The 23,812-nt window shown below is 54.4% G+C and carries 26 protein-coding genes; 10 read left to right on the top strand and 16 right to left on the bottom strand.

Features of this window, described 5'->3' with window-relative positions; genetic code table 11:
• Positions 1 to 3: 3 nt before the first annotated feature.
• Entirely contained in the window at positions 4 to 735 is a 732-nt protein-coding gene (gspC, locus tag AM379_RS15575) for a type II secretion system protein GspC (RefSeq protein ID WP_106504363.1), read from the bottom strand.
• Positions 736 to 1,035: 300 nt separating this feature from the next.
• On the opposite strand from gspC, the gene AM379_RS15570 reads away from it, so the two are divergent.
• Both AM379_RS15570 and AM379_RS15565 read left to right on the top strand, forming a co-directional pair.
• A complete protein-coding gene (locus tag AM379_RS15570; RefSeq protein WP_032677770.1) occupies positions 1,036 to 2,598 on the top strand; it encodes an ExeA family protein in 1,563 nt (520 codons plus the stop codon).
• Positions 2,598 to 3,194, top strand: a complete 597-nt coding sequence (locus tag AM379_RS15565) for a hypothetical protein (RefSeq protein ID WP_032677769.1) — start codon at positions 2,598 to 2,600, stop codon at positions 3,192 to 3,194. Before AM379_RS15570 ends, AM379_RS15565 begins: the two co-directional genes overlap by 1 nt.
• Here AM379_RS15565 and AM379_RS15560 read toward each other — a convergent pair whose 3' ends face one another.
• The 3 genes from AM379_RS15560 to AM379_RS15550 all read right to left on the bottom strand — a co-directional run bounded on the left by AM379_RS15560 (position 3,195) and on the right by AM379_RS15550 (position 5,237).
• Entirely contained in the window at positions 3,195 to 3,818 is a 624-nt protein-coding gene (locus AM379_RS15560) for a helix-turn-helix domain-containing protein (RefSeq protein ID WP_032677768.1), read from the bottom strand.
• 268 nt (positions 3,819 to 4,086) lie between these two features.
• Entirely contained in the window at positions 4,087 to 4,917 is an 831-nt protein-coding gene (locus AM379_RS15555) for an N-acetylmuramoyl-L-alanine amidase (RefSeq protein WP_032677767.1), read from the bottom strand.
• Positions 4,914 to 5,237, bottom strand: coding sequence for a heavy metal-binding domain-containing protein (locus AM379_RS15550; protein ID WP_006174327.1), 324 nt, complete (start codon positions 5,235 to 5,237; stop codon positions 4,914 to 4,916). The genes AM379_RS15555 and AM379_RS15550 overlap by 4 nt, the downstream gene beginning before the upstream one ends.
• A 97-nt stretch (positions 5,238 to 5,334) precedes the next feature.
• On the opposite strand from AM379_RS15550, the gene AM379_RS15545 reads away from it, so the two are divergent.
• From AM379_RS15545 to artJ, 6 genes are all read left to right on the top strand, one after another.
• On the top strand, positions 5,335 to 5,853 hold the full coding sequence (locus AM379_RS15545; protein ID WP_032677766.1) for a lipoprotein: 519 nt from the start codon (positions 5,335 to 5,337) through the stop codon (positions 5,851 to 5,853).
• A 226-nt stretch (positions 5,854 to 6,079) separates the two neighbouring features.
• Positions 6,080 to 6,808, top strand: a complete 729-nt coding sequence (gene artP, locus AM379_RS15540) for an arginine ABC transporter ATP-binding protein ArtP (RefSeq protein WP_014169324.1) — start codon at positions 6,080 to 6,082, stop codon at positions 6,806 to 6,808.
• Positions 6,809 to 6,828: 20 nt separating this feature from the next.
• Positions 6,829 to 7,560 carry an arginine ABC transporter substrate-binding protein ArtI gene (artI, locus tag AM379_RS15535; protein WP_020884864.1) on the top strand — a complete coding sequence of 244 codons (732 nt, stop codon included), beginning with the start codon at positions 6,829 to 6,831 and terminating at the stop codon, positions 7,558 to 7,560.
• A 6-nt stretch (positions 7,561 to 7,566) separates the two neighbouring features.
• Positions 7,567 to 8,283 carry an arginine ABC transporter permease ArtQ gene (gene artQ / locus AM379_RS15530; protein ID WP_014169322.1) on the top strand — a complete coding sequence of 239 codons (717 nt, stop codon included), beginning with the start codon at positions 7,567 to 7,569 and terminating at the stop codon, positions 8,281 to 8,283.
• Positions 8,283 to 8,951, top strand: coding sequence for an arginine ABC transporter permease ArtM (gene artM / locus AM379_RS15525; RefSeq protein WP_014169321.1), 669 nt, complete (start codon positions 8,283 to 8,285; stop codon positions 8,949 to 8,951). Before artQ ends, artM begins: the two co-directional genes overlap by 1 nt.
• Before the next feature lie 177 nt (positions 8,952 to 9,128).
• On the top strand, positions 9,129 to 9,860 hold the full coding sequence (gene artJ / locus AM379_RS15520; protein ID WP_040017023.1) for an arginine ABC transporter substrate-binding protein ArtJ: 732 nt from the start codon (positions 9,129 to 9,131) through the stop codon (positions 9,858 to 9,860).
• A gap of 63 nt (positions 9,861 to 9,923) precedes the next feature.
• On the opposite strand, the gene AM379_RS15515 is transcribed toward artJ, so the two are convergent.
• The 11 genes from AM379_RS15515 to nfsA form a co-directional block, all read right to left on the bottom strand.
• Positions 9,924 to 11,390 (bottom strand): sensor histidine kinase, encoded by a 1,467-nt coding sequence (locus tag AM379_RS15515; protein WP_020884866.1) that lies wholly within the window; start codon positions 11,388 to 11,390, stop codon positions 9,924 to 9,926.
• Positions 11,377 to 12,081, bottom strand: coding sequence for a response regulator transcription factor (locus tag AM379_RS15510; protein ID WP_014169317.1), 705 nt, complete (start codon positions 12,079 to 12,081; stop codon positions 11,377 to 11,379). The genes AM379_RS15515 and AM379_RS15510 overlap by 14 nt, the downstream gene beginning before the upstream one ends.
• A gap of 71 nt (positions 12,082 to 12,152) precedes the next feature.
• A complete protein-coding gene (gene rlmC / locus AM379_RS15505) occupies positions 12,153 to 13,280 on the bottom strand; it encodes a 23S rRNA (uracil(747)-C(5))-methyltransferase RlmC (RefSeq protein WP_044858516.1) in 1,128 nt (375 codons plus the stop codon).
• A gap of 40 nt (positions 13,281 to 13,320) precedes the next feature.
• A complete protein-coding gene (locus tag AM379_RS15500; RefSeq protein WP_014169315.1) occupies positions 13,321 to 13,794 on the bottom strand; it encodes a YbjO family protein in 474 nt (157 codons plus the stop codon).
• A gap of 65 nt (positions 13,795 to 13,859) precedes the next feature.
• Complete coding sequence (gene potI, locus AM379_RS15495; RefSeq protein ID WP_020884869.1) at positions 13,860 to 14,705, bottom strand: putrescine ABC transporter permease PotI; 846 nt, start codon at positions 14,703 to 14,705, stop codon at positions 13,860 to 13,862.
• On the bottom strand, positions 14,702 to 15,655 hold the full coding sequence (potH, locus tag AM379_RS15490) for a putrescine ABC transporter permease PotH (protein WP_044867654.1): 954 nt from the start codon (positions 15,653 to 15,655) through the stop codon (positions 14,702 to 14,704). Before potH ends, potI begins: the two co-directional genes overlap by 4 nt.
• A gap of 10 nt (positions 15,656 to 15,665) precedes the next feature.
• Entirely contained in the window at positions 15,666 to 16,799 is a 1,134-nt protein-coding gene (gene potG, locus AM379_RS15485; RefSeq protein ID WP_020884870.1) for a putrescine ABC transporter ATP-binding subunit PotG, read from the bottom strand.
• Positions 16,800 to 16,942: 143 nt separating this feature from the next.
• Entirely contained in the window at positions 16,943 to 18,055 is a 1,113-nt protein-coding gene (gene potF, locus AM379_RS15480; protein WP_047742420.1) for a spermidine/putrescine ABC transporter substrate-binding protein PotF, read from the bottom strand.
• A gap of 351 nt (positions 18,056 to 18,406) precedes the next feature.
• Positions 18,407 to 18,883: a YbjN domain-containing protein gene (locus tag AM379_RS15470; protein WP_020884871.1), complete on the bottom strand. Its 477-nt coding sequence runs from the start codon at positions 18,881 to 18,883 to the stop codon at positions 18,407 to 18,409.
• 63 nt (positions 18,884 to 18,946) lie between these two features.
• Positions 18,947 to 19,849 (bottom strand): 30S ribosomal protein S6--L-glutamate ligase, encoded by a 903-nt coding sequence (gene rimK / locus AM379_RS15465; protein WP_020884872.1) that lies wholly within the window; start codon positions 19,847 to 19,849, stop codon positions 18,947 to 18,949.
• 69 nt (positions 19,850 to 19,918) lie between these two features.
• Positions 19,919 to 20,641, bottom strand: coding sequence for a nitroreductase NfsA (gene nfsA, locus AM379_RS15460; RefSeq protein ID WP_025204598.1), 723 nt, complete (start codon positions 20,639 to 20,641; stop codon positions 19,919 to 19,921).
• Between the two features lie 182 nt (positions 20,642 to 20,823).
• On the opposite strand from nfsA, the gene AM379_RS15455 reads away from it, so the two are divergent.
• Positions 20,824 to 21,093 (top strand): GrxA family glutaredoxin, encoded by a 270-nt coding sequence (locus AM379_RS15455; RefSeq protein ID WP_014169305.1) that lies wholly within the window; start codon positions 20,824 to 20,826, stop codon positions 21,091 to 21,093.
• Between the two features lie 30 nt (positions 21,094 to 21,123).
• On the opposite strand, the gene AM379_RS15450 is transcribed toward AM379_RS15455, so the two are convergent.
• Positions 21,124 to 21,498 carry an inner membrane protein YbjM gene (locus AM379_RS15450; RefSeq protein ID WP_020884874.1) on the bottom strand — a complete coding sequence of 125 codons (375 nt, stop codon included), beginning with the start codon at positions 21,496 to 21,498 and terminating at the stop codon, positions 21,124 to 21,126.
• Between the two features lie 273 nt (positions 21,499 to 21,771).
• Between AM379_RS15450 and AM379_RS15445 the strand changes: the two genes are divergently transcribed.
• Positions 21,772 to 23,457 (top strand): aspartate:alanine antiporter, encoded by a 1,686-nt coding sequence (locus tag AM379_RS15445; protein ID WP_014169303.1) that lies wholly within the window; start codon positions 21,772 to 21,774, stop codon positions 23,455 to 23,457.
• Positions 23,458 to 23,812 lie beyond the last annotated feature (355 nt).

Genomic DNA, 23,812 nt, shown 5'->3' with positions numbered 1-23,812 from the left:
TTATTAATTGTTAAGAACATTGACCCGAATATTTTCAAGGTGAGCGTGACGTCTGACGACAACCTCCGCTTCTTTCATTTTTGACCATTCAGCAATAATATTTTTTGCCTTGACTTCATCGGTCATATCGACAGCATTCACTTCGACTGCCACATCCCCTTTTTTCAGTCCTGAATGGCTATAAAAGGAAGAGGCATTCCGGGGATTAATGGCATAGCCTTCCAGTTGGCCTTTTTCGACAACCGGTTTTAATACCAGATAATCATTCAGATGCAGCATGTCTGCGCCTGCATCTTTTGTCGATTTGGTTACCGGGCCGCTATCAACGCCGCCCTTGAAATAATCCGGTTTCTTTAAGGCCAGCGTCTGCGTGATGCCTTCATAATTCACGACGACACTGTCTTTGTTAATTTCCTGAATAAAGGCATCGTTAAAACCGGTCAGCGGCTCCCCTTCGCGGTAGCTCTTCTGGCCCGCGGGCGTTTTAATAACAGCGAAGGAAAGCCAGGGGTCATCACTGCGCACAATGCCTTCTATTTCCGCCGCCAGCGGGGCTTTTAGCGCAGCCGGCCCAGTGTCCTGACGTGCTGCAGCCGTGAAAAGCGTGAATGTTTTCTCTTCGCGGCGGTTTTTCAGCGGCTGCGCATCGGCGTTAGCCAACCTATTCGTAACCTTTTTATAATCTTTAAACGTGAAATACCCTTGCTGGCCGCTAAAAATTAACAGCGCCAACATCATACAAGGGGTTATCCACCGTGACAGAAATGAGAACCTCATTTTTCATCTGGCCTTTAACAAAGCGAAAATAAGCAGCATCACGCTGCGACAAAACGTGTGAAGAGAGTAATGAGACGCGGTGAATACGACCATCGACTTCGCCACCAACTTTAATAAAGAAAATTATTGACCGTCTAAAATCGAGGTGTTAGGACATTTCTGCCGGATATTTTTACCCAGTTGAAAAATTGATCGTCCCGTCTCCTTACCGTAATTTTACGACCTGTTGCTATTCCTAATCAGAGACGGTAAGTCGTTATGTATCAGAGCCACTTTACTTTTAAAACCCCGCCCTTCAGGAAGGTCACCCGCTTATCCGGGGATTTTCTGGTGCCTTATCATCAGGACGTATTTAACCTGCTGAAAGAGAAAACCCAACAGGCGGGAATATGCGGGCTCTTTAGCGACGATACTTCGCTGTTGGGCCAGTTCAGCGATGCGCTGAAAAACAGCGACAACCGCGTTCTTGCCATCAACGCGTTTCCAAAACTGAGCGCCAGTAGCCTGCTGTACAAGCTCAGCCCGGACACGAAAGCAATCGCCAGCCGTATTCAGGCGGTCGATACCGTGCTGCAGCAGTGGCAAGCCGGGAAAACGCAGGCCACCGTGCTGGTCATTTCCCATACTGAAGCCATGAAAGAGACCTGCCGGACGGTGCTGGGGATGCTGCTCACCCGTGCGCAGGAGCTGGGGTTTCATTTATCGGTGGTGCTGACGGGCGCGGAAAATCAGGCGGCGCTGCTACAGCAATCTGATCTGCGTGAATATGTGCATACCCACCACACCTTGCGCCCCCTGACCTGCCGTGAATATCTCAGCTACGTGCAGGCGCAGTGCGAAGAGCACGGGGGCGAAAGCTCGCCGTTATCCCCGGCGCGCGTGCGTAAGATGCACGCAATGACAAAAGGGAAAATCAGTGAACTGAATGCGCTGGCGCACCTGTCGATGCTCGCGGCCTGGACCGAACGCGCAAGCCAGGTCAGTCCGCGACATTTACGCCTGGCGGCCGCAGAGGTGCTGCCCGCGAAAAAACAGGGTAAGCGTCTGGCAACGGTTTCACTGTTTGCCTCTGTGCTGTTCGCGGCTTGCGGCTGGTATTTCACCGCCTCAATGACTGCTCGCCTCCCGGTTTCTCTGCCGGTTCCGATAAGCTGGAAACACCCGGCCGCCCCCGTTCAGGCCCCCGTCGTGCCGGTTATCGACAAGGAAATAGTCAATCAGCCGGACGCGATGCATCAGCTTTATCTGATGTGGGGGTATGACGCCTCGGCGGACGATGCGCTGTGTCAAAACGCGGTGAAGGTAAACCTGATGTGTAAGCAGGGAAATGCCTCTCCGGATGCGCTGGCAGGCGAAGGTTATCCGTGGGTGAGCGAGCTCAAAACCGGCAATCATCTTAACTATGCGGTGGTCGCCCGCGTCGGAGAAACCTCGATGGACCTGCTGATGAATAACCGGACCTGGCAGGTCAGTCGCAACTGGTTTAACCGGCATGCAACCGGAAACTATACGCAACTGCACCGCCTGACGCCGGAAGGTAAAGACGCCATCAGCGCAACCAGTGACGGCAAAGAGATGACCTGGCTTGATCAGCAGCTGAGCCAGGCCCTTTCTCAACCTGAAACTCACGCTCAGCGCTGGACTGCGGAGATGATGAAACGCACCCGCGCGTTCCAGCAAAAAATGCATCTGCATGTGGACGGTATTCCCGGCGAAGAGACATTGATGCAGTTAATGCGGGAAACCAACACCACGCCGAGCGTATTGATCCAGGCTTCGCATGCAATACCGGATGCGAAAATGCAGGAGAAGCATTCCTGATGTCTACTATCAGCCTTGCGGCTCAGCGCAGTTACACCACCGGGGAAGCGGTCTGGTTTTCATATCGCCTTCCCGTACTGAGACACGTTTTTGCCCACACCGTTTTAGGACTCCTGGGTCTGTGCGCCATGCTGATGGCCGGGTTGTACGCGCATGTGTATTGGGATCTGCGCCACCCTGCCCCCGCCCCCATCAACGCGAGCAGCGCCAGACCGGAAACACAGCTTTCAGATATGCATTATGTGTATGTGAGCAAACCCTTCCCGCATCCGCACCCTAAACCTGCGCCGGTGCATGAGGATATGCCTGCCCTGCAGGATCTGCCGATTAACGGCGATGATACCGACTGGCAGCAGGCGCCTGAAGGAGCGTCTCAGCACGATACCGCGCGGGATACGTTACCCGGAACCGGGGCGCACACCGACGCTTCTGCACGGGCTGGCAGTGACAGTTCCTCATTAACAGAATTGTTTAAGCAGGCGTTAAAAGAACAAGAGCAGGATTATTCGCAAGGCAAAATTCCCGCGCCGCCGGTTGACGAAACGCAGGATATTTCCCGGTCCCCTTTACGTCATAAAGGGGACCGGCTGGAGTAATTAATATTTTTCAGGCAAGGATGTCAGGTTAAGGAGTCGTCCCTTTTCCACCACAATATACTGACCTTTTTTCAGGTCGGAGAGAATTTTAATAATGGTACTGCGTGCCAGGTTGGTGTATTCCTGAATATAGTCATATATATTGATATCACGCTGATGCTGAACAATCAGTTCATTAATCTCGTATAAAAATTCGCGCACTACCGAATAGGCGCTGCGGGCAACCAGCACATCGTCACGCTTGCTCAGCATACAAATATACCAGGAGAGCACTTTCGTCAGTTCCGGCCACAGATTGTTTTCAGTCATTAGCTGGGCGAAGGCCTCTTTTTTTATCGAGCGCACGACGGTATTTGACCGAATGAGGCCATACATGTGCGTGGCGCTGTAAAACATAGAACAAAGCCCAAATATACACGGCCCCTGAACGGTGAACATGCACAGTTCATCAGATTCGCGGCGGAACTCAACGTCGCCACTGACGATAATATGAATATACTGTGAATCACTGGTAGATATTTTCTGCCACTTTTTTAACGTCTTCTCTTCAAATCCTGACGTTGCAGAAATAATTGCGTTGACTTCGTTTTGCGGACGTAATTTTTTACCGTAGATGCTTAACATTATTATACCCAATTTAAGATGTGAAATATAAAACTCAGGATTAAGACGTAAGGCCTCAACCCAGGAATATTTTCCTGATGAAACACTCAAGGAGAAAATAAAAGTAGAAATTGTTTACGTTAATTTGCTGCTTTACTTAGCAAGCTATGTGTCCATCTTAAATCCGGATAATTTTAAGTCAATTAACTAAAAATGAATTGAGTTTGTACTTAAGATTAATCTTACTTAAATTACGCGAAAAATACTTACGAGGGGGTATCCCGCAGGATCACCCCTGTCCGTACTTTTCCAGAAGCGCTTCAGCGATGGCCAGCGTTTCCCGGTCAGCCACACCATTCCACAGCTGTGGACGGAAGTGCATTTGAAACGCGGTAATCACTCTTTTCTGCTGCTGGGCTGTGGCAGCCTCCGGCACTTCATAGCCATACCGCGCTAACAGATCGAGCAGCAGTGCGCTGTCCACTTCCTGATAGCGTGGCTGCCCATTGAGATAAAAGTTGACGCGGTCCGGATCGGGCCAGGCACCAATTCCCTGCTGCGCCAGTTCGCGCCAGGGGAACAGCGGGCCGGGATCGTCTTTACGCTGGGGGGCAATATCAGAGTGCGCGACGACGTTCTGCGGCTTAATGTCGTAGCGGGCGATAATGTCTTTGGCGAGCGGGATCAGAGCAGCAATTTGCGCCGGCTCGAACGGGGTGAAGTGTTTTACTCCCGCCGTTTTTTGCCAGCCCCGGTTTTCCAGCTCAATCCCCACGGAGGTGTCATTAATACGGTTGGTGCCGCGCCAGAAGCTGATGCCGGCATGCCATGCCAATTCACTCTCCGGTACCAGCTGCCAGATACGCGGTTTGCCCTCAGGGGCAGGCGGTTTGGCGGGGATCAGGTAGTGAGAGCTGACATTCTTGTCGGTTAACGTCGCCAGCGAGCTGTCAAAGTCATCGGCGGTGTAGTGGATCACCAGCACCTTTATACGCGGGTAAGCCGCCTGGGCCTGATGGCGGGTATCCAGCTCATAGGCACCTTTATCAATAATGCCTTTTTCCGTGGCGCACCCTGCCAGCAACAGCGCCAGCAGGAGTGTGGCAAGCGAGCGCTTCATCGACGGGTTTTCACCGCCGTACCGCTTACGCTCACCATCAGCATGCTGGCATCTTTACCGACCGTTTCGTAGTCAATATCGATGCCTACCACGGCATCTGCCCCCAGCGCCTTGGCCTGCTCGCCAAGCTCTTTAAACGCAATTTCGCGGGCTTTGCGCAGCTCTTTCTCATACGCGCCAGAACGTCCCCCCACGATATCGCGAATGCCGGCAAAGAAGTCCCGGAAAATGTTCGCGCCCAGTATGGCTTCGCCGGTGACCACGCCGCAATACTCGGTAATGGGTTGCCCTTCCAGGGTAGGCGTTGTTGAAAACTGCATACTTTCTCTCCTTCTTTAGCGTTCAATGCCTTAGGTACAGCATTATCGGTTCGTTACGCTATGATTGAAAGGATAGTTAATAAATAAGGAAATCAACATGCGCTATTCAGCTTTAACACTTTTCGTGCCCTGCGCGCTGGTGCTCAGCGCCTGCACCACCACGGTCACGCCAGCCTTTAAGGATATTGGTACCCGCAGCGGCCCATGCATTGTGGGCGGCCCGGATACCGTGGCGCAACAGTTCTACGATTACCGCATACAGCACCGCAGCAATGATATTACCGCTCTGCGTCCGTATCTGAGTGACGGCCTGGCGAAACTGCTGAGCGACGCCACCCGCGATCCGCAGCATAATGCACTGCTTAAATCCGATCCGTTCTCCAGCCGCGCCACGCTGCCTGACAGCGCCGAGGTCACCAGTGCTTCAACGATCCCAAACACCGATGCGCGAAACATTCCCCTGCGCGTCAAACTGACCCAGGGAACCCAAACCTGGCAGGATGAAGTGCTGATGGTCCGTGAAGGTCAGTGCTGGGCGGTGGACGACGTAAGGTACGTCGGTGGCAGCGTTCACGCCCCGGCAGGCACGCTCCGCCAGTCGATTGAAAACCGCTAAGCCTCCCGTTTAAAAAGCGTTAACCCCGTAAAATGTGCGGCATTTCATGCGGAATGCCGACATTTATACTCGCCGACATTGCCGCTCGCTATTTTGTGCTATGTTTAGAGGGTATTGCGGGTTATATTTAACTTTTAACGCAGAAATATTGCATAACTATTCTGTCAACGGTACTATCTGCGGCCTCAATTGCTATAGATTGCCTGGATGAGTAAAGACTGCCCCGATGAGTATTAAACTAAACGGCATTAACTGCTTCTACGGCGCACACCAGGCGCTGTTTGACATCACGCTGGACTGCCCGGAAGGCGAAACGCTGGTTTTGCTTGGCCCAAGCGGTGCAGGTAAAAGCTCCCTTCTGCGTGTCCTTAATCTGCTTGAAATGCCCCGTTCGGGTACGCTGGCTATCGCCGGTAACCATTTTGATTTCGCGAAAACACCGTCTGATAAAGCGATTCGTGAACTGCGTCAAAACGTTGGCATGGTCTTCCAGCAATACAATCTCTGGCCGCATCTGACCGTACTGCAAAACCTGATCGAAGCCCCGTGCCGCGTGCTGGGCTTAAGTAAAGATCAGGCGATCGCGCGTGCGGATAAGCTGCTGGAGCGTCTGCGCCTCAAGCCTTACAGCGACCGCTATCCGCTGCACCTGTCCGGTGGTCAGCAGCAACGTGTGGCGATTGCCCGTGCGCTGATGATGGAGCCTGCGGTACTGCTGTTTGATGAACCGACCGCGGCGCTGGATCCCGAAATTACCGCCCAGATCGTGAGCATCATTCGCGAGCTGGCGGAAACCCATATTACTCAGGTCATCGTAACCCATGAAGTGGAAGTGGCGCGCAAAACGGCCAGCCGCGTGGTCTACATGGAAAACGGGTATATCGTTGAGCAAGGTGATGCGAGCTGCTTCTCAAACCCGCAAACCGATGCGTTCAAAAACTATTTATCTCATTGATTGTGTCAGGGGAAATGATAATGAAAAAAGTATTACTTGCCGCGCTGCTCGCCAGCGTCACCCTTTCCGCTACCGCAGCCCAGACGATTCGTTTCGCGACTGAAGCGTCTTATCCTCCGTTTGAATCCATTGATGCGAACAATAAAATTGTCGGCTTTGACGTGGATCTGGCAAACGCCCTGTGTAAAGAGATCGACGCAACCTGTACCTTCAGCAACCAGGCGTTCGACAGCCTGATCCCAAGCCTGAAGTTCCGCCGTATCGACGCCGTTATGGCCGGAATGGATATCACCCCTGAGCGTGAAAAACAGGTTCTGTTCACTACCCCTTACTACGACAACTCTGCCCTGTTTATTGGTCAGAAAGGCAAATTCACGTCGGTTGATCAGCTGAAAGGCAAGAAAGTGGGCGTGCAGAACGGCACCACGCACCAGAAATTCATCATGGATAAACACCCGGAAATCACCACCGTTCCGTATGACAGCTACCAGAATGCGAAGCTGGATCTGCAGAACGGCCGTATTGATGGCGTGTTCGGCGACACCGCCGTGGTGACCGAGTGGCTGAAAGCCAACGATAAACTGGCGCCAGTGGGCGATAAAGTGACCGACAAGGATTACTTCGGCACGGGTCTGGGTATTGCCGTTCGTCAGGGCAACACTGAGCTGCAGCAGAAATTCAACGCTGCGCTGGAAAAAGTGAAGAAAGACGGCACCTACGAAACCATCTACAAAAAATGGTTCCAGAAGTAATTCCTGATGAATGAAATTTTTCCTTTAGCAAGCGCCGCCGGGATGACCGTCGGCCTTGCCGTTTGCGCATTGATTATCGGCCTTGTGCTGGCGATGATCTTTGCGGTATGGGAATCAGCAAAATGGTTCCCTGTCGCATGGGCCGGCTCAGCGCTGGTCACCGTGCTGCGCGGGCTGCCTGAAATTCTGGTGGTCCTGTTTATCTATTTTGGCTCCTCGCAGCTGCTGTTAACGCTGTCGGACGGCTTCACCCTCAATCTGGGTGTGGTGCAGATCCCGGTGCAGATGCAGATTGAGAACTTTGACGTCAGCCCGTTCCTGTGCGGCGTGATTGCCCTCTCTCTGCTCTATTCCGCGTATGCTTCGCAAACCCTGCGCGGTGCGCTGAAAGCGGTTCCGCAGGGACAGTGGGAGTCTGGCCAGGCGTTAGGCTTGTCGAAATCGGCGATCTTCTTTCGTCTGGTGATGCCGCAGATGTGGCGTCATGCGCTGCCCGGGCTGGGTAACCAGTGGCTGGTGCTGCTGAAAGATACCGCGCTGGTAAGCCTGATCAGCGTGAACGATTTAATGCTGCAAACCAAAAGTATCGCGACCCGTACCCAGGAGCCGTTTACCTGGTACATCGTGGCGGCGGCTATCTACCTGGTGATCACGCTGGTGAGTCAGTACATCCTCAAGCGCATTGATCTGCGTGCGACGCGCTTTGAACGGAGACCAGGCTGATGCTTGAATATTTTCCGGAGCTGATGAAAGGGCTGCACACCAGCCTGACGCTGACCGTCGCATCGATCATCGTGGCGCTGATCCTGGCGTTGATCTTTACCATCGTCCTGACGCTAAAAACGCCGGTGCTGGTATGGATTGTGCGAGCCTACATTACTTTGTTCACCGGTACACCGCTGCTGGTGCAGATCTTCCTGATTTACTACGGCCCGGGTCAGTTCCCGTCGCTGCAGGAGTATCCGGTTATCTGGCACCTGCTTTCTGAGCCATGGCTGTGCGCCCTGATTGCCCTTTCGCTGAACAGCGCGGCCTATACCACGCAGCTGTTCTACGGGGCTATCCGTGCCATCCCGGAAGGGCAATGGCAGTCCTGTGGTGCGCTGGGCATGAGCAAGAAAGACACGCTGGCTATCTTGCTGCCGTACGCGTTTAAACGTGCGCTCTCCTCCTACTCCAACGAAGTGGTCCTGGTTTTCAAGAGTACGTCTCTGGCCTACACCATCACGCTGATGGAAGTCATGGGCCACGGGCAGCTGCTCTATGGACGCACCTATGACGTAATGGTGTTCGGTGCCGCGGGCGTGGTCTATCTGGTGGTGAACGGTTTGCTGACGCTGATGATGCGCCTTATCGAGCGTAAAGCGCTGGCGTTTGAGCGCCGTAATTAATCACCGATTTGCATAAATTTTATTGACGAAGACGGGCAAGTCTAACGACTGCCCGTCTTTTTTTATGGGTTAAATAATATTTAATCATTTTTATTGAATATAAATTCATTAAATGGCATTGTATTTCCATGCCGCAGACACGGCGCATAAGACAGACTGACAGACGGGAGCATTACAATGAAAAAGTTAGTTCTGGCCGCTTTACTGGCCACTTTCGCCGCTGGCGCATCAGCTGCAGATAAAATCAACTTCGGCGTTTCGGCCACCTATCCGCCGTTTGAGTCGCTGGATGCCAGCAACCAGATTGTCGGTTTTGATATCGACCTCGCCAAAGCCCTGTGCAAACAGATGCAGGCCGACTGCACGTTCACTAACCATGCGTTTGACAGCCTGATCCCGTCGCTGAAATTCAAAAAATACGACGCGGTGATCTCCGGGATGGACATCACCCCAGAGCGTAGCAAGCAGGTTACCTTCACCGACCCGTACTACGCCAACTCGGCGGTGGTCATTGCGAAGAAAGGGGCTTACACATCCTTTGACCAGCTGAAAGGCAAACGCATTGGGATGGAAAACGGCACCACGCACCAGAAATACCTGCAGGACAAACATCCTGAAGTGAAAACCGTGGCCTATGACAGCTACCAGAACGCCATTATCGACCTGAAAAATGGCCGTATTGATGGTGTCTTCGGTGACACTGCGGTGGTGAACGAGTGGCTGAAAACCAACCCACAGCTGGGCACCGCGACCGAAAAAGTGACCGATCCACAGTACTTCGGTACGGGCCTGGGCATTGCGGTGCGTCCGGATAACAAAGCCCTGCTGGAAAAACTGAATGGCGCGCTGAAAGCAATTAAAGCTGACGGCACGTACAAGAAAATCAGCGATCGGTGGTTCCCGCAATAACAGCTTTTTGTCGGGTAGCCTGGCCTACGGGGGTGGTCTGTAGGCCGGGCAAACCCGGCAATTTCACAGTGGAACAAAGAAGCGAAAACGAGCCCCGTTCGTGGACTCCATCAGCCTGATCCCCCCGCCGTGCAGTTCCAGCATGCGTTTCACAATCAACAGCCCCAACCCGCCACGGTTTTCCCGTGATGCCTGCGGATTTAACGCCGAAGGACGCTCAAACAGATCGTTGCGAAGAGAAGCATCAACGCCGGTTCCATTATCAGCCACCTCAACCTGTAGCTGCGCGTTCTCCTGCCAGACCGCCAGACGGACCTCTCCACCGGTCGGCGTATGCCGCATCGCGTTATCCAGCAGGTTAGTCACCACCCGCTCAATCATCGAGACATCGGCATTCACCAGCGGCAACGGGCCCGGTACATCAATGCGCAGGTTCACCTCCCGCGTGCGGGCCGTGAGTTCAAATTTCTGCGCCACGTCTGAAATCAGCTCACCCATGGCAAAACGCTCGCGCTGCGGTTTGATGCCGCCGTGCTCAAGGCGCGCCAGTTCAAACAGCTGCTGCGAAAGATGACGCACTTTCTGACCCTGGCGCAGCGCCGTGGCGAGATACTGCTGGTGCTCCTGCGGGGTCAGCGTCGCTGATTTCAGCGACAGCGTTTCGAGATAGCCCAGCAAGGAGGTGAGCGGCGTGCGTAAATCGTGCGAGATATTGGCGATAAACTCCCGGCGCTGGCGATCGCTGTCGGCCAGCTGATCCCACTGCAGGGTGATTTTACGGGCCAGCTCGATAAACGTATTGCGCAGCGTGGCCACTTCATCCTTTACCGTGGTTTCAGTAGGCTGCGCCGCCAGCTGTTTAATGGCGCTAATGCTGTCCTGCTCCAGCCCGGCCACTTCCTGCGTGAGACGTTTGACCGGACGCGTTACCCAGTACCAGACCAGTAACCCCGCCAGCAAACCAAACAGCGCGACCCACATCAATGACCACAGGACGGTGCTCCAGAGCGCCTGATGCCAGGCCATCTCCGCCAGCGCGTTTGACTCTTCGCCCTGCAGAATAATGTACAGATAGCCTTTCAGTTCTCCGTCCTGACGCAACGGCGTTGCGCTGAAAACCTTTTTGTTCTGGCTTCGCGGGTCATCGCCCAGTACCGGCCGCGCGGCATCACTGAGGAAAGTCTGCACCGGCCCGAGGTCGATTTTTTGCCGCTGGATATGCCCCGGCGGCGCGGCGTCAGCCAGCAGTTCGCCATCAGGCGAGACAACGTACAGTTCGACGCTTGGATTGAAGGTCATCAGCCGGTCAAAGAGCGGCTTCAGCGCGTGGCGGTCAACCCTGCCCTGCGCATCCAGAATCGGTTCCCGCTGGACAATCTGCTGCGCCAGGCCACCAGACAGCCGCTGCACCATCGCATTACCGTACTGCGTGGTGCTGTAAAGTTGCACCGCGCAGGCGATGGTCGCACAGAGCGTCAGCAGCAGAATAAACAACAGCGTCAGGCGCTGGCTCAGGCTAAAGCGGCGCATCGTTTGGCTCCGCAAATTTGTAGCCTTTGCCCCAGACGGTGCGAATGATCTCCGGCTCGGCGGCGTCCTTCTCAATCTTGATGCGCAGGCGGTTAATGTGGGTATTGACGGTGTGTTCGTAACCTTCGTGCTGATAGCCCCAGACCTGTTCCAGCAGCGCCAGACGCGAGAAAACTTCACCGGGATGACGGGCAAAGAAGTACAGCAGTTCAAACTCGCGCGGGGTGAGATCCACCACCTGGCCGTGTAAAAGCACGCTGCGCGCCAGCGGGTCGAGCGTCAGACCGTGAGCCTGAATATTCCCGGCACTTTGCGCCTGCCCCATCGCCTGCTGGCGCCGGAACAGCGCCTTGATACGCGCGATCAGCTCCTGTACCGAAAACGGCTTGGCCAGATAATCGTCCGCCCCGGTTTCCAGCCCGGTAATGCGGTCGGTTTCGCTGCTGCGGGCGCTGATGATGATCACCGGCAGGTAGCGGGTCATCTGGCGGATGCGACGGCAAATCTCCAGACCGTCGACATTGGGGAGCATTAAATCGAGGATCACCGCGTCCCACGGCTGCTTTTCGAGGCGCTGTAAGGCATTGCCCCCGTCGGGCTCGTGGGTGATGGCGTAGCCTTCATCTTCTAAGTTGAGGCGCAGAAGCGCCGCGATATCGTGGTCATCTTCCACCAGCAGGATCTGCTTCATGGGTAAGCCTTCTTCAATTCTGATGAGATAAGCTTACCTGATTTCGCAGGCGGACAGAGTTCACATTTTGTTTAAGATTTAACGAGTAGCGTCAGGACTTCATAATGCGCGGTATGCGGGAACATATCGAACAGCTGGACGCGTTCAATGCGGTAGCCCGGCAGCGTCGCGATATCTTTTGCCATCGTCTGCGCGTTGCAGCTGGAGTAGACGATATAGTCCGGTGCCATCTGGCTCAGATAGTCGCACAGCGCTTTCCCGATGCCCCGGCGCGGCGGGTTCACCAGCACCAGTTCAGGCACATTGTCCTGCCCTGTCGCGAACTGCGTGGAGTCCAGCGCCTGGAAGTGCAGCCGGGTCAACCCAAGCTCTGCAGCAGACTGTCTGGCACAGGCAATCGCTTCGGCGGAAATCTCAATCCCGGTAAGCTGCATGTCTGGCGTGGCACAGTGCAAACCGAAGCCGCCCACCCCGCAGAACAGATCCCACATATGATGGATATTTAACGCCCGCACCCAGTCACGGGCGGTGGCATAAAGCGCACTCGCGACGGTCGGGTTGGTCTGGAAGAAGCTTTGCGGACGGATCCACAGCGGTACATCGTTGAACGTTTCTGCCAGCGCATGCTGTTCGGTGAAGAAGATCTCCCGCTCCCCTTCCATGATAGCCATATGCACCGGCTGAATATTCGCGGTGATAACGGTTAACTGCGGAAGCTGTTGCTGAAGCCATGGCAACGCCGCGCGAAGCTGCTCCACCTTGGCTTCTGAGCGCAGAACAAAGCGCAGCATCATGCTGCCGTCTACCTGGCTTTCGGTAAGAAGAAGGTATTTGAGCTCGCCGCGCTTGCGGGCAACGTTATAGGGCGTTAACCCGGCACGGGCAATAAACGGTTTGAGCGCAGCAAAGACCGGCGCAAACGAGGCGGGATAAAGCGGACAGTCGGTTAAATCTTCAGGCGTACCCTCGCGATGCAACATGCCCAGCAGCGGTTTTTCAACGCTGCCGCTCACCACCATTTTGGCTTTATTACGAAAGCCCTGCTCCGGCCCGCTGACAGGTGCGCACCATTCGCCCACGGCATGGTCTGCCAGCAGGTGTTGCAGGTCGGCCATTTTGGCGGTGAGTTGCTGAGAAACCGGCTGTTCTATCCACTGACAGGAGCGGCAGCGACCGGCGTCATAAAGTGCGCACTGCATATCAAAACCTTAAGAATCACGAGGGCTGCGATTATACACATTATTGCAGCTGGAAGAACCGCCGACTGGAAGCAGGCACGAACAGGAAGAACAGCACCAGCATATCCGGGAGTTTTTGCAAAAACAGCGCGTGCAAAATCTCGCGTTTTGATCCACCCGCAATGCTGAACAGTTCCGGATAGCCATACCCCAGCGAGGCGGCCCACAGATAGCTCGCCGCCGTAATTTGCGTCAGCAAATAGACCCAGCGCGCCCAGTTGCGTCCTCTGACCAGCGAAAATGCGCAGTAAATCTCGATAAACACCAGTACCAGGCTGCTCAAAAAGACCAGCGTCAGGTTCCACGTCTGTACGCTGCGGTGAATGAATTCAGCCATACCGCGCACACCCAGGGTGTTAAGGATCATCAGCACATCAAGACAGCGGATCATAATAATAGCGAGCGCCGCCACCTGCACCAGTGCAGGAACGTTTGGACGAGCGTGCGTAAGACGTGATTTTTTTAATAATCCCAATGTTTTACTTCCCTGAAAAACAGTGCCGCGTCATGCGCGGCACATCACTGGAAATTTTAAATCCTTCAGCCGCGTCTTGCACGCTGGATATCACGCACACGTTGTTTTTCCGCGCGCGCCATCAAATACCAGGCGATAAATCCGACAATTCCGACCACCCCGAGGATAATCGAGGCCAGGGCGTTAATCTCCGGATTGACCCCCATGCGTACGCTGGAGAAGACCAGCATAGGCAGCGTCGTCGCGCCCGGTCCTGAGACAAAGCTGGCGATAACCAGATCGTCGAGCGACAGCGTAAACGCCAGCAGCCAGCCGGAGATCACCGCCGGCATAATCATCGGCAGCGTAATGATGAAGAAGACCTTCAGCGGCGTCGCACCGAGATCCATCGCCGCCTCTTCAATGGAGCGGTCCAGCTCGCGCAAACGCGAAGAGATAACCACCGCCACGTACGCGGTACAGAAGGTGACGTGCGCCAGCCAGATGGTGAGCATGCCGCGATCTGCCGGCCAGCCAATGGCATGCGCCAGGGCCACGAACAGCAGCAGCAGCGCCAGACCGGTGATAACGTCTGGCATAACCAGCGGCGCGGTGATCATAAAGGCAAAGCCGTTCGACCCCCGAAAACGCCCGAAGCGCACCATGACCAGCGCGGCAATGGTCCCCAGCACGGAGGCCATCGTGGCCGCCAGCGCGGCGATGGTCAGGCTCAGCCCCACCGCGCTCATCATCGCGTCATCATGGAACAATTCGCCGTACCAGCGCGTCGACCAGCCGGCCCATACCGTTACCAGTTTGGAGCTGTTGAACGAGTAGATCACCAGCATCAACATGGGTGCATACAGGAAGGTAAAGCCAATCACCAGGATGGCAATTCGCCACGGGGAGCGCACTACCGGTAAGTTGTTCATCCGTGGTCTCCCATCTGTTTCTGCTGATGTTTGTGGAACCACATGATCGGTACGATCAGCAGGAGCAACATCACGATCGCCACCGCAGACGCCACAGGCCAGTCGCGGTTATTAAAGAACTCCTGCCACAGCACACGCCCAATCATGATGCTGTCCGGGCCACCGAGCAGTTCCGGGATCACAAACTCCCCTACCGCCGGGATAAAGACCAGCATCGACCCGGCAATAATGCCGCCCCGGGTCAACGGAACGATAACGCTGAAGAAGGTTTTAAGCGGACGGGCACCAAGGTCAAGCGATGCTTCCACCAGCGAATAATCGATACGCGTCAGCGCCGTATAAATTGGCAGCACCATAAACGGCAGATAGGCGTAAACAATCCCGATATAGACCGCGAGATTGGTATGCAGGATCGTCAGGGGCTGATCGATAACCCCAAGCCACATCAGGAAGTTATTCAGCACACCGTTGTTTTTCAGGATCCCCATCCACGCGTAGACGCGGATCAGGAACGAGGTCCATGACGGCAGGATCACCAGCAACAGCAGAATGTTGCGCGTCGAGGATTTACTGTGCGCCACGGCCCATGCCAGCGGGTAACCCAGAAGCAGACAGCAGATCGTCGAGATCGCCGCCACCTGCAACGACTGCAGATAAGCTTCGAAATAGAGCGGATCTTCCGCCAACTGCAGGAAATTGCCGAGGTTAAGGGTCAGCGTCAGCTGTCCGTCAGCCCAGTCCAGCAGGTTGGTATAGGGCGGGATCGCCCGCGCCATTTCCGCCAGGCTTATCTTAAAAACAATCAGGAACGGCAGCAGGAACAGCAGGATCAGCCACACGTAAGGCATGGCAATCACCAGCTTGCGTCCGTGGTTCATCTGCATGCGCGCCAGCCAGTGCGCAAAGCCACCCGGTTTTTCAACGCGGGCTGGAGGTTCTAAGGTACTCATTGTCCGCTCCTTATACCGTCAGCACTACACAACTGTCCGCATCCCAGCACAGGCGCACTTCATCGCCCCAGGTCGGCTGTCCCTTGCGATAACGATGTTCGTTCTGCAGCTGGGCGCTGAGCATCTGCCCGCTTTTCAGACGCACATGGTAGATGGAGAGGTCGCCCAGGTAAGCAATGTGCACCACTTCCCCGACGGCGAAGTTAAAGCCATCGGCCGGCGGATCTTCGCACAGCATGATCTTCTCCGGGCGGAGCGCGACATACACCGGCACGTTATCCACCACCGAGCTATCCGGATCGACCTTAAGCGGATGCTGCAGCCCCGGCGACTCGATCACCAGACCGTCATCCTCGCGCGATTTCAGCAGCCCTTCGAAGACGTTGACCGACCCGATGAACTCCGCGCTGTAGCGGGTGGTCGGGTGCTCATAAATCTCTTCCGGCTCGCCAATCTGTACGAACTTACCGCGGTTCATGATCGCAATACGCCCGGCCATGGTCATCGCCTCTTCCTGGTCGTGGGTAACCATCACGCAGGTCACCCCCACGCGCTCAAGGATATCCACCACTTCCAGCTGCATACGGTCACGCAGTTTTTTATCCAGGGCACCCATCGGTTCATCGAGCAGCAGCAGCTTTGGCCGTTTCGCCAGGCTTCTGGCCAGCGCCACGCGCTGACGCTGGCCACCAGAGAGCTGATGCGGTTTACGCTTCGCGAACTCCTGCATGTGCACCAGACTGAGCATCTCTGCCACGCGGGCGGTGATTTCGGCTTTCGGCAGTTTGTCCTGCTTAAGACCAAAGGCGATATTCTGCTCCACCGTCATATGCGGGAAGAGCGCGTAAGACTGGAACATCATGTTTATCGGGCGCTGATACGGCGGCACGCGGGAGAGATCGACACCATCCAGCATGATTTGCCCGGCGGTAGGCTGTTCAAAACCGGCCAGCATACGCAGCAGGGTCGATTTACCGCAGCCAGATGCGCCCAGAAGGGCAAAAATTTCACCTTTGTAGATAGTCAGGCTGACGTCGTCCACGGCATGTTGACCATCGAAAGATTTGGTGAGGTTACGAATTTCAAGAAGCGGGGTCAGCGCTTTACGGACTTTCGCCTGCGGGCGGGGGATCGCGTCATTCACGGGGTGCTCTCCGGCAGAAATCAAAACTGGTGCAAACGCACCATCAGGGTGCGCATCGTCGGGCGGCGCTCACGCCAGCCCGACCGACGGGTTTAGCAGGCCCGGTGAGCGTTTTCGCCACCGGGCAACCGTACCGGACGCCGTTATTTACCGCTTTTCACTTTGGTCCACGCACGGGTACGTACGCGGTCAATTTTTGGATCCTGAACTTTCAGGGTGAACAGCTTGGCAAACACATCCGCCGGCGGATAGATAGCCGGGTTATTGCGGATCTCTTCGCTGACCAGCGGCACAGAGGCCTTGTTGCCGTTAGCGTAGTAGACGTGATCGCTGATATGCGCGATGACTTCCGGACGCATCAGGTAGTTAAGGAACTGGTAAGCTTCGTCTTTGTTTTTCGCGTCAGCCGGCATGGCGAAGACGTCGAAGAACGCCAGCGCGCCCTCTTTCGGAATGAAGTAGGAAACATTCACGCCGTTTTTGGCTTCTTTGGCGCGGTTAGCCGCCTGCCATACGTCCCCTGCCCAGCCAATCGCCACGCAGATGTCGCCGTTTGCCAGGTCGTTGATGTACTGCGAGGAGTGGAAGTAACGAATGTTCGGACGCAGCTTCAGCAGCAGTTCGGTTGCCGGGCCGGTGTAATCATCGGCCTTGCTGCTGTTAGGATCTTTGCCCAGGTAGTTCAGCACGGTGGCGAAAATCTCTTCTGGCGCATCCAGGAAAGAGACGCCGCAGCTTTTCAGCTTCTCAAGGTTTTCCGGCTTCAGCACCACGTCCCAGCTGTCGAGTTTGACATCTTTACCCAGCACCGCTTTGACTTTATCGACGTTATAGCCAATACCGGTGGTCGCCCACAGATACGGCATCGCGTATTTGTTGTCCGGGTCATGCTTGGCGACCAGTTTAAGCACTTCCGGATCGAGGTTTTTCCAGTTCGGTAATTTGCTCTTATCGAGCGGCTGGAAGACACCTGCCGTCAGCTGACGCTCAAGGAAACTTGCGGAGGGTACCACCAGGTCAAAACCGGTACTGCCCGCCATCAGTTTCCCTTCCAGCACTTCGTTGGAATCGAAAACGTCATAGACCACTTTAATGCCGGTCTCTTTTTCGAAATTAGCGACGGTATCCGGCGCGATATAGTCAGACCAGTTATAAACGTGCAGCGTTTTTTGTTCCGCAGCGAGCGTGCCGGCAGAGACGGCCATCAGAGCACCCGCAACCAGACCCGATAACCATTTTTTATTCAAGGCGATCATATCGTTATTCCTTCTGAAAGCTCGTTAACAAACGAACTAAAACTGTGCAATCTGAAGATATGCAATAATCATGCATAGTTTGTCGCTCTGCACGAAATAAAAAGAAACCTCTTTACCCGGCAGGATCCGCTCGCTTTTTTAAGCATCGCAAGAATAACTGTAGCCCGTGTCTCCGGCTATAGCCCAGACGAAAAAACGCCTTTTATCAATTTTTTATGCAGGTTATGTCTACGTGATAAGCCGAAATGGCGTTTGGGGAGGTGAAAAATTCTTTAAAGAAAGGTTAAAAGCAGCAGAAAAAATGGCGTTATGCAGCCGCTATGGCAGCGACTGCGCAAAAGTCAGACAGGCTTAGTGAAGAAAATTGGGAGATGCATCATTATTCTCTGCATCATCTTCCGTGCTATACAGCAGATGGTGCGCATTGGCTTCCATCATTACCATCGAAATTTGCTCTTCACTCAAGCGCATAAACCAGGAGAACTGCTTGAAAGAGAGGCCGGCACCGGAGAATAAAGACTGGCAAACGACCAGTTTTGGCAGATTATCATCCTGTATATCGAGAAATGCTTTCACCGTCAAAGAACTGGCGTTGATGGCCGACAGGTCAGAGGCCAGTGCCAGCAGCGCAGACGGTTTCACTTCGGCCAGCGCAGAGAAGAGGATCACGTCGTTAATGAGATCGATTTTGGCATCGAAAATACCATCGAAATTTTGCATATGAGGCAAATGCAGCGCCTGGCAGGAATCACATTCAAAGAAAGTGATACCGGCATCATCGAGCCATTGACGTAACGTATCCAGTGTTGGAACGACCTGTAAATCCATCGCTGTGCAGCCTCTTTAATAAAAACTTCGCATAGAGTACGCAAAAAGTGCGCTGTAATCCATTTAACCGCCCGTTTTCAGACAGTAGCCCGGCGTTGCGTGGCGCTCGACCCATGAGATCATTTTACCCGCAATATCGACCCCGGTGGTTTTTTCCACCCCTTCCAGTCCCGGTGAGGCATTCACTTCCATCACCAGCGGTCCGCGCGTCGCCCGCAGTAAATCAACACCCGCCACATCCAGCCCCAGCGTTTGCGCCGCCTTCACGGCAATCTCACGCTCGCGATCGCTGATATCCGCGACTCTCGCCACGCCGCCACGGTGCAGATTAGAGCGGAAGTCGCCCTCTTTTGCCTGGCGTTCGATGGCCGCAACCACCTCGTTACCGACAACAAAACAGCGAATGTCGCGCCCTTTGGCTTCTTCAATGTACTCCTGCACCAGAATATGGGCATTCAGCCCACGAAAGGCGTCAATCACGCTTTCCGCCGCCTGCCGCGTTTCGGCCAGCACCACACCAATGCCCTGAGTGCCTTCCACCAGCTTGATCACTAACGGTGCGCCACCCACCATATCGATTAAATCGCTGGTGTCGTCCGGTGAATGCGCAATGCCGGTAACCGGAAGATCGATTCCCTGCCGGGCAAGCAGTTGCAGCGAACGGAGCTTATCGCGGGCGCGAGATATCGCAACGGATTCATTGAGCGGATAGCTGCCCAGCATCTCAAACTGGCGCAACGCGGCCGTGCCGTAATAGGTTATCTGGGAGCCGATGCGGGGAATAACCGCATCAAAATGCGGGAGCTTGCGGCCTTTGTAATGAATCGATGAGGCAGCAGGATCAATGTTCATATAGCAGGACATCGGATCGAGGATCTCAACCTGATGCCCCCGTTTTGCCGCCGCTTCTCGCAGGCGTTTACATGAATAGAGCGTTCCATCCCGGGACAAAATGGCAATTTTCACCCTGCACCTCTCTAAAGACATGGAAAAAGCCTGCGTATCATACACGCAGGCAGGCGCAGGATGAATGGGCTATCGTGTCGCCCAGCCCTGTTTGTGCAGATAGTCGAGAATAAACGGGCGATTCTCTTTAATGATGGTGCGACGAATGTGGTCACTCCAGGTATCGCGACGGTTATTGCTGTCGCGCGTCATGTAGTAGTGCGCCAGCTCTTCATCGTATTGCGCCAGCACATCCTGATCGACAGGCTGGTAGTGGTTTTCATGCACCAGCATCGCCGCAGGCAGGCGCGGCTTGAGGTCCGGGTTATCCGCAGGCCAGCCAAGGCACAGGCCAAACAGGGGCAGAACATGTTTTGGCAGCTTCAGCAGTTCGGTAACGCTTTCGATATTGTTACGCAGCCCGCCGATGTATACGCCGCCCAGCCCCAGCGATTCCGCCGCCGTGAAGGCGTTTTGCGCCATCAGCGCGGTGTCCACCACACCCAGCAGCAGCTGTTCGGCAAGGCCAAGCTCGGCTTGCGGGCAGATCTGCAGGTGGCGGTTAAAATCGGCGCAGAACACCCAGAACTCGGCTGCCTGTGCCACATGCTTTTGTCCACCAGTGAGGGTCACCAGTTGTTCACGCATTGCCGGGTCGGTAATACGAATAATGGAGCTGCACTGCAGGAAGCTGGAGCTGGATGTCGCCCTTGCACTGTCAATAATGGCTTCACGCTGCGCCGGCGTTATCGGCTCGTCGGTGAAGTGGCGAATTGAACGATGGGAACGTAGCAGGTCTATGGTTGGCGTCATCTTGTCTCTCTTTGTCTTGCGTGAATCATATCGCAGCCAGTATAGGCAATGATGCGCGCGATGTAATTGGCGAAACATAGCTGAGAGGTATTATAACGACAGGCGAAACCTTCTTTAATGACGGCAGGTTATCGGGCACTATAGACCCATTCGCCGTCAGGCTTGTTTTCGAGGAGAGAGAAATGTTTGCAGTAATTTTTGGTCGTCCAGGGTGCCCTTACTGTGTGCGCGCGAAAGAGCTGGCTGAGAAACTGACCGAAGAGCGTGATGATTTTAACTTCCGTTATGTTGATATCCATGCGGAAGGGATCAGCAAAGCCGATCTGGAAAAAACCGTGGGTAAACCGGTTGAAACCGTACCGCAGATTTTCCTCGATCAGAAACACATCGGCGGTTGCACAGACTTTGAAGCATACGCTAAAGAACATCTGGGCCTGTTTGCCGCTCAGTAATGCTAAGACGCCCTCACCCTGAGGGCGTTTTTATTTGTGCTGTCTGCGCCGGGCCAACATGCTATGAACAAACAAAAAGCATAGCGCTCCCAGTGCGCACCAGAAGACGCCACTCAGCAACCACGCCAGTTCCTGCCAGAAACTTCGCGTTGAAATATACAGTGACCGCATCAGCAGCAGACACAGCGGCGCTGCAAGTATTGCGCCCAGTAACGGTTTCACCACTTCCCCCCGGCGGGAGAGAAAACTGGCAGCAGCCCCTGGCAGTGTGAAAAAGAGCAGCCCCAGCTCCGGATGACCCGACGCCCTGAACGCTCCCTTCACATTAAAAGCGAGGGACATGCAAACGACAATGAACAGCAAAAAGCAGCTGATCACCCCCGCCCAGTTTCGTTTAATGTTCAAACTATCCTCCTGACTTATCTCTATCAAATACACTTTCGTCGGGTAGACGCCCAGTCAGATAAAGCAATGCGGCAATCCTTGCCAAAGTACACACAGGGTGAAGCGATAATAGGTGGCTGTCAGTAGCTAATACGATTAAACTAACCGCCAGCTAATGTTTTAGGGAATAAAGCTGGAAACAGGGAGCGTTAAAGCCTTTCCCTGACCCAGAAAACAGTAGCCCAAAAAGTCCTTTCATTCAACAACTTACTGGTAAACAAGAAGTTAGCCTCCGTGAATATAAACGTCGCAGACTTGTTAAATGGGAATTACATCCTGTTATTATTTGTGGTACTGGCGCTGGGCCTTTGCCTGGGTAAATTGCGCCTTGGTTCGGTTCAACTTGGTAATTCCATTGGCGTTTTAGTCGTCTCACTATTATTAGGCCAGCAGCATTTCAGCATTAACACGGACGCGCTCAACTTAGGCTTTATGCTGTTTATTTTTTGTGTTGGTGTGGAAGCCGGGCCCAACTTTTTTTCAATTTTCTTCCGCGACGGCAAAAATTATCTGATGCTGGCGCTGGTCATGGTCGGCAGCGCGCTGCTGATCGCCTTAGGGCTGGGTAAACTGTTTGGCTGGGATATCGGGCTGACGGCTGGTATGCTCGCCGGCTCGATGACCTCCACGCCGGTGCTGGTGGGTGCAGGCGATACCCTGCGCCACTCCGGCATGGCCGGTGCGCAACTCTCTACCGCGCTCGACCACCTGAGCCTGGGCTATGCCCTGACCTATCTGATTGGTCTGGTGAGCCTGATTGTGGGCGCCCGCTACCTGCCAAAACTGCAGCACCAGGATTTGCAGACCAGCGCCCAGCAAATTGCCCGCGAACGCGGTCTGGACACCGACAGCAAGCGTAAAGTCTATCTGCCCGTGATTCGCGCCTACCGCGTTGGGCCCGAGCTGGTTGCATGGGCGGACGGGAAAAACCTCCGCGAGCTGGGGATTTACCGCCAGACAGGCTGCTATATCGAACGTATTCGCCGTAACGGCATTCTGGCAAACCCGGACGGCGACGCTGTGCTGCAGATGGGCGATGACATTGCCCTGGTCGGTTACCCGGATGCCCACGCCCGCCTCGACCCGAGCTTCCGCAACGGTAAAGAGGTGTTTGACCGCGATCTGCTCGACATGCGTATCGTCACCGAAGAGATTGTGGTGAAAAACCATAACGCCGTCGGCCGTCGTCTGGCGCAGCTGAAGCTGACCGATCATGGTTGCTTCCTCAACCGCGTGATCCGCAGCCAGATTGAGATGCCAATCGACGACAACGTCGTGCTGAACAAAGGCGATGTTCTGCAGGTCAGCGGCGATGCGCGACGCGTGAAAACCGTTGCGGACCGCATCGGCTTTATCTCTATTCACAGCCAGGTCACCGACCTGCTGGCCTTCTGCGCCTTCTTTATCGTCGGCCTGATGATCGGGATGATCACCTTCCAGTTCAGCAACTTTAGCTTTGGCATCGGTAACGCTGCCGGGCTGCTGTTCGCCGGCATCATGCTGGGCTTCCTGCGAGCGAACCACCCGACCTTCGGCTACATTCCGCAGGGTGCGCTCAATATGGTGAAAGAGTTTGGTCTGATGGTCTTTATGGCGGGTGTCGGCTTAAGCGCCGGTAGCGGCATTGGCCACAGCCTGGGTGCTGTTGGCTGGCAGATGTTGGTTTCCGGACTTATCGTCAGCCTGGTACCGGTCGTGATTTGCTTCCTGTTCGGTGCTTATGTGCTTCGCATGAACCGCGCCCTGCTCTTCGGGGCAATGATGGGGGCCCGTACCTGCGCCCCGGCAATGGAAATTATCAGTGATACCGCACGCAGCAATATTCCTGCGCTGGGCTATGCGGGCACCTACGCTATCGCTAACGTACTGCTTACGCTGGCGGGTACGCTGATCATCATCATCTGGCCTGGACTCGGATAACTCTTAAGTTCTGCGCACGACGAAAAAATTTTCGTTACGCGCAGAACTTTTTTATCAGGGGGCAGTCATAACTATTGCCACTGCTTTTCTTTGATGTCCCCAATTTGTGGAGCCCATCAACCCCGCCGTTTTGGTTCAAGGTTGATGGGTTTTTTGTTGTCTGCTATTTTATCCCTTATGAAACCGCGAGTTAGTTGAATCCATTGCTTCCAATGGCGACAAAATGGCGGCAAAAGATTTCAGCGTTTTCCATTCACTATGTTTTTATCGAATCAGTTCATCGGTGAAAGAGTGGATCTCGCTTATCATTTAGATAATGCTTAACTTAGACGACGGATTTGGACACTCGTGACCA

The organism is Enterobacter cloacae complex sp. FDA-CDC-AR_0132 (assembly GCF_003010695.1).
In the GTDB taxonomy this organism is placed as follows: Bacteria; Pseudomonadota; Gammaproteobacteria; order Enterobacterales; family Enterobacteriaceae; genus Enterobacter; species Enterobacter ludwigii.
This window is presented reverse-complemented; position numbering and strand designations above follow the sequence as displayed.

Coding starts and splice junctions, on each gene's coding strand:
- gspC (WP_106504363.1), bottom strand. CDS start 735: ATGTTGGCGCTGTTAATTTTTAGCGGCCAGCAAGGGTATTTCACGTTT.
- AM379_RS15570 (WP_032677770.1), top strand. CDS start 1,036: ATGTATCAGAGCCACTTTACTTTTAAAACCCCGCCCTTCAGGAAGGTC.
- AM379_RS15565 (WP_032677769.1), top strand. CDS start 2,598: ATGTCTACTATCAGCCTTGCGGCTCAGCGCAGTTACACCACCGGGGAA.
- AM379_RS15560 (WP_032677768.1), bottom strand. CDS start 3,818: ATGTTAAGCATCTACGGTAAAAAATTACGTCCGCAAAACGAAGTCAAC.
- AM379_RS15555 (WP_032677767.1), bottom strand. CDS start 4,917: ATGAAGCGCTCGCTTGCCACACTCCTGCTGGCGCTGTTGCTGGCAGGG.
- AM379_RS15550 (WP_006174327.1), bottom strand. CDS start 5,237: ATGCAGTTTTCAACAACGCCTACCCTGGAAGGGCAACCCATTACCGAG.
- AM379_RS15545 (WP_032677766.1), top strand. CDS start 5,335: ATGCGCTATTCAGCTTTAACACTTTTCGTGCCCTGCGCGCTGGTGCTC.
- artP (WP_014169324.1), top strand. CDS start 6,080: ATGAGTATTAAACTAAACGGCATTAACTGCTTCTACGGCGCACACCAG.
- artI (WP_020884864.1), top strand. CDS start 6,829: ATGAAAAAAGTATTACTTGCCGCGCTGCTCGCCAGCGTCACCCTTTCC.
- artQ (WP_014169322.1), top strand. CDS start 7,567: ATGAATGAAATTTTTCCTTTAGCAAGCGCCGCCGGGATGACCGTCGGC.
- artM (WP_014169321.1), top strand. CDS start 8,283: ATGCTTGAATATTTTCCGGAGCTGATGAAAGGGCTGCACACCAGCCTG.
- artJ (WP_040017023.1), top strand. CDS start 9,129: ATGAAAAAGTTAGTTCTGGCCGCTTTACTGGCCACTTTCGCCGCTGGC.
- AM379_RS15515 (WP_020884866.1), bottom strand. CDS start 11,390: ATGCGCCGCTTTAGCCTGAGCCAGCGCCTGACGCTGTTGTTTATTCTG.
- AM379_RS15510 (WP_014169317.1), bottom strand. CDS start 12,081: ATGAAGCAGATCCTGCTGGTGGAAGATGACCACGATATCGCGGCGCTT.
- rlmC (WP_044858516.1), bottom strand. CDS start 13,280: ATGCAGTGCGCACTTTATGACGCCGGTCGCTGCCGCTCCTGTCAGTGG.
- potI (WP_020884869.1), bottom strand. CDS start 14,705: ATGAACAACTTACCGGTAGTGCGCTCCCCGTGGCGAATTGCCATCCTG.
- potH (WP_044867654.1), bottom strand. CDS start 15,655: ATGAGTACCTTAGAACCTCCAGCCCGCGTTGAAAAACCGGGTGGCTTT.
- potF (WP_047742420.1), bottom strand. CDS start 18,055: ATGATCGCCTTGAATAAAAAATGGTTATCGGGTCTGGTTGCGGGTGCT.
- AM379_RS15470 (WP_020884871.1), bottom strand. CDS start 18,883: ATGGATTTACAGGTCGTTCCAACACTGGATACGTTACGTCAATGGCTC.
- nfsA (WP_025204598.1), bottom strand. CDS start 20,641: ATGACGCCAACCATAGACCTGCTACGTTCCCATCGTTCAATTCGCCAC.
- AM379_RS15455 (WP_014169305.1), top strand. CDS start 20,824: ATGTTTGCAGTAATTTTTGGTCGTCCAGGGTGCCCTTACTGTGTGCGC.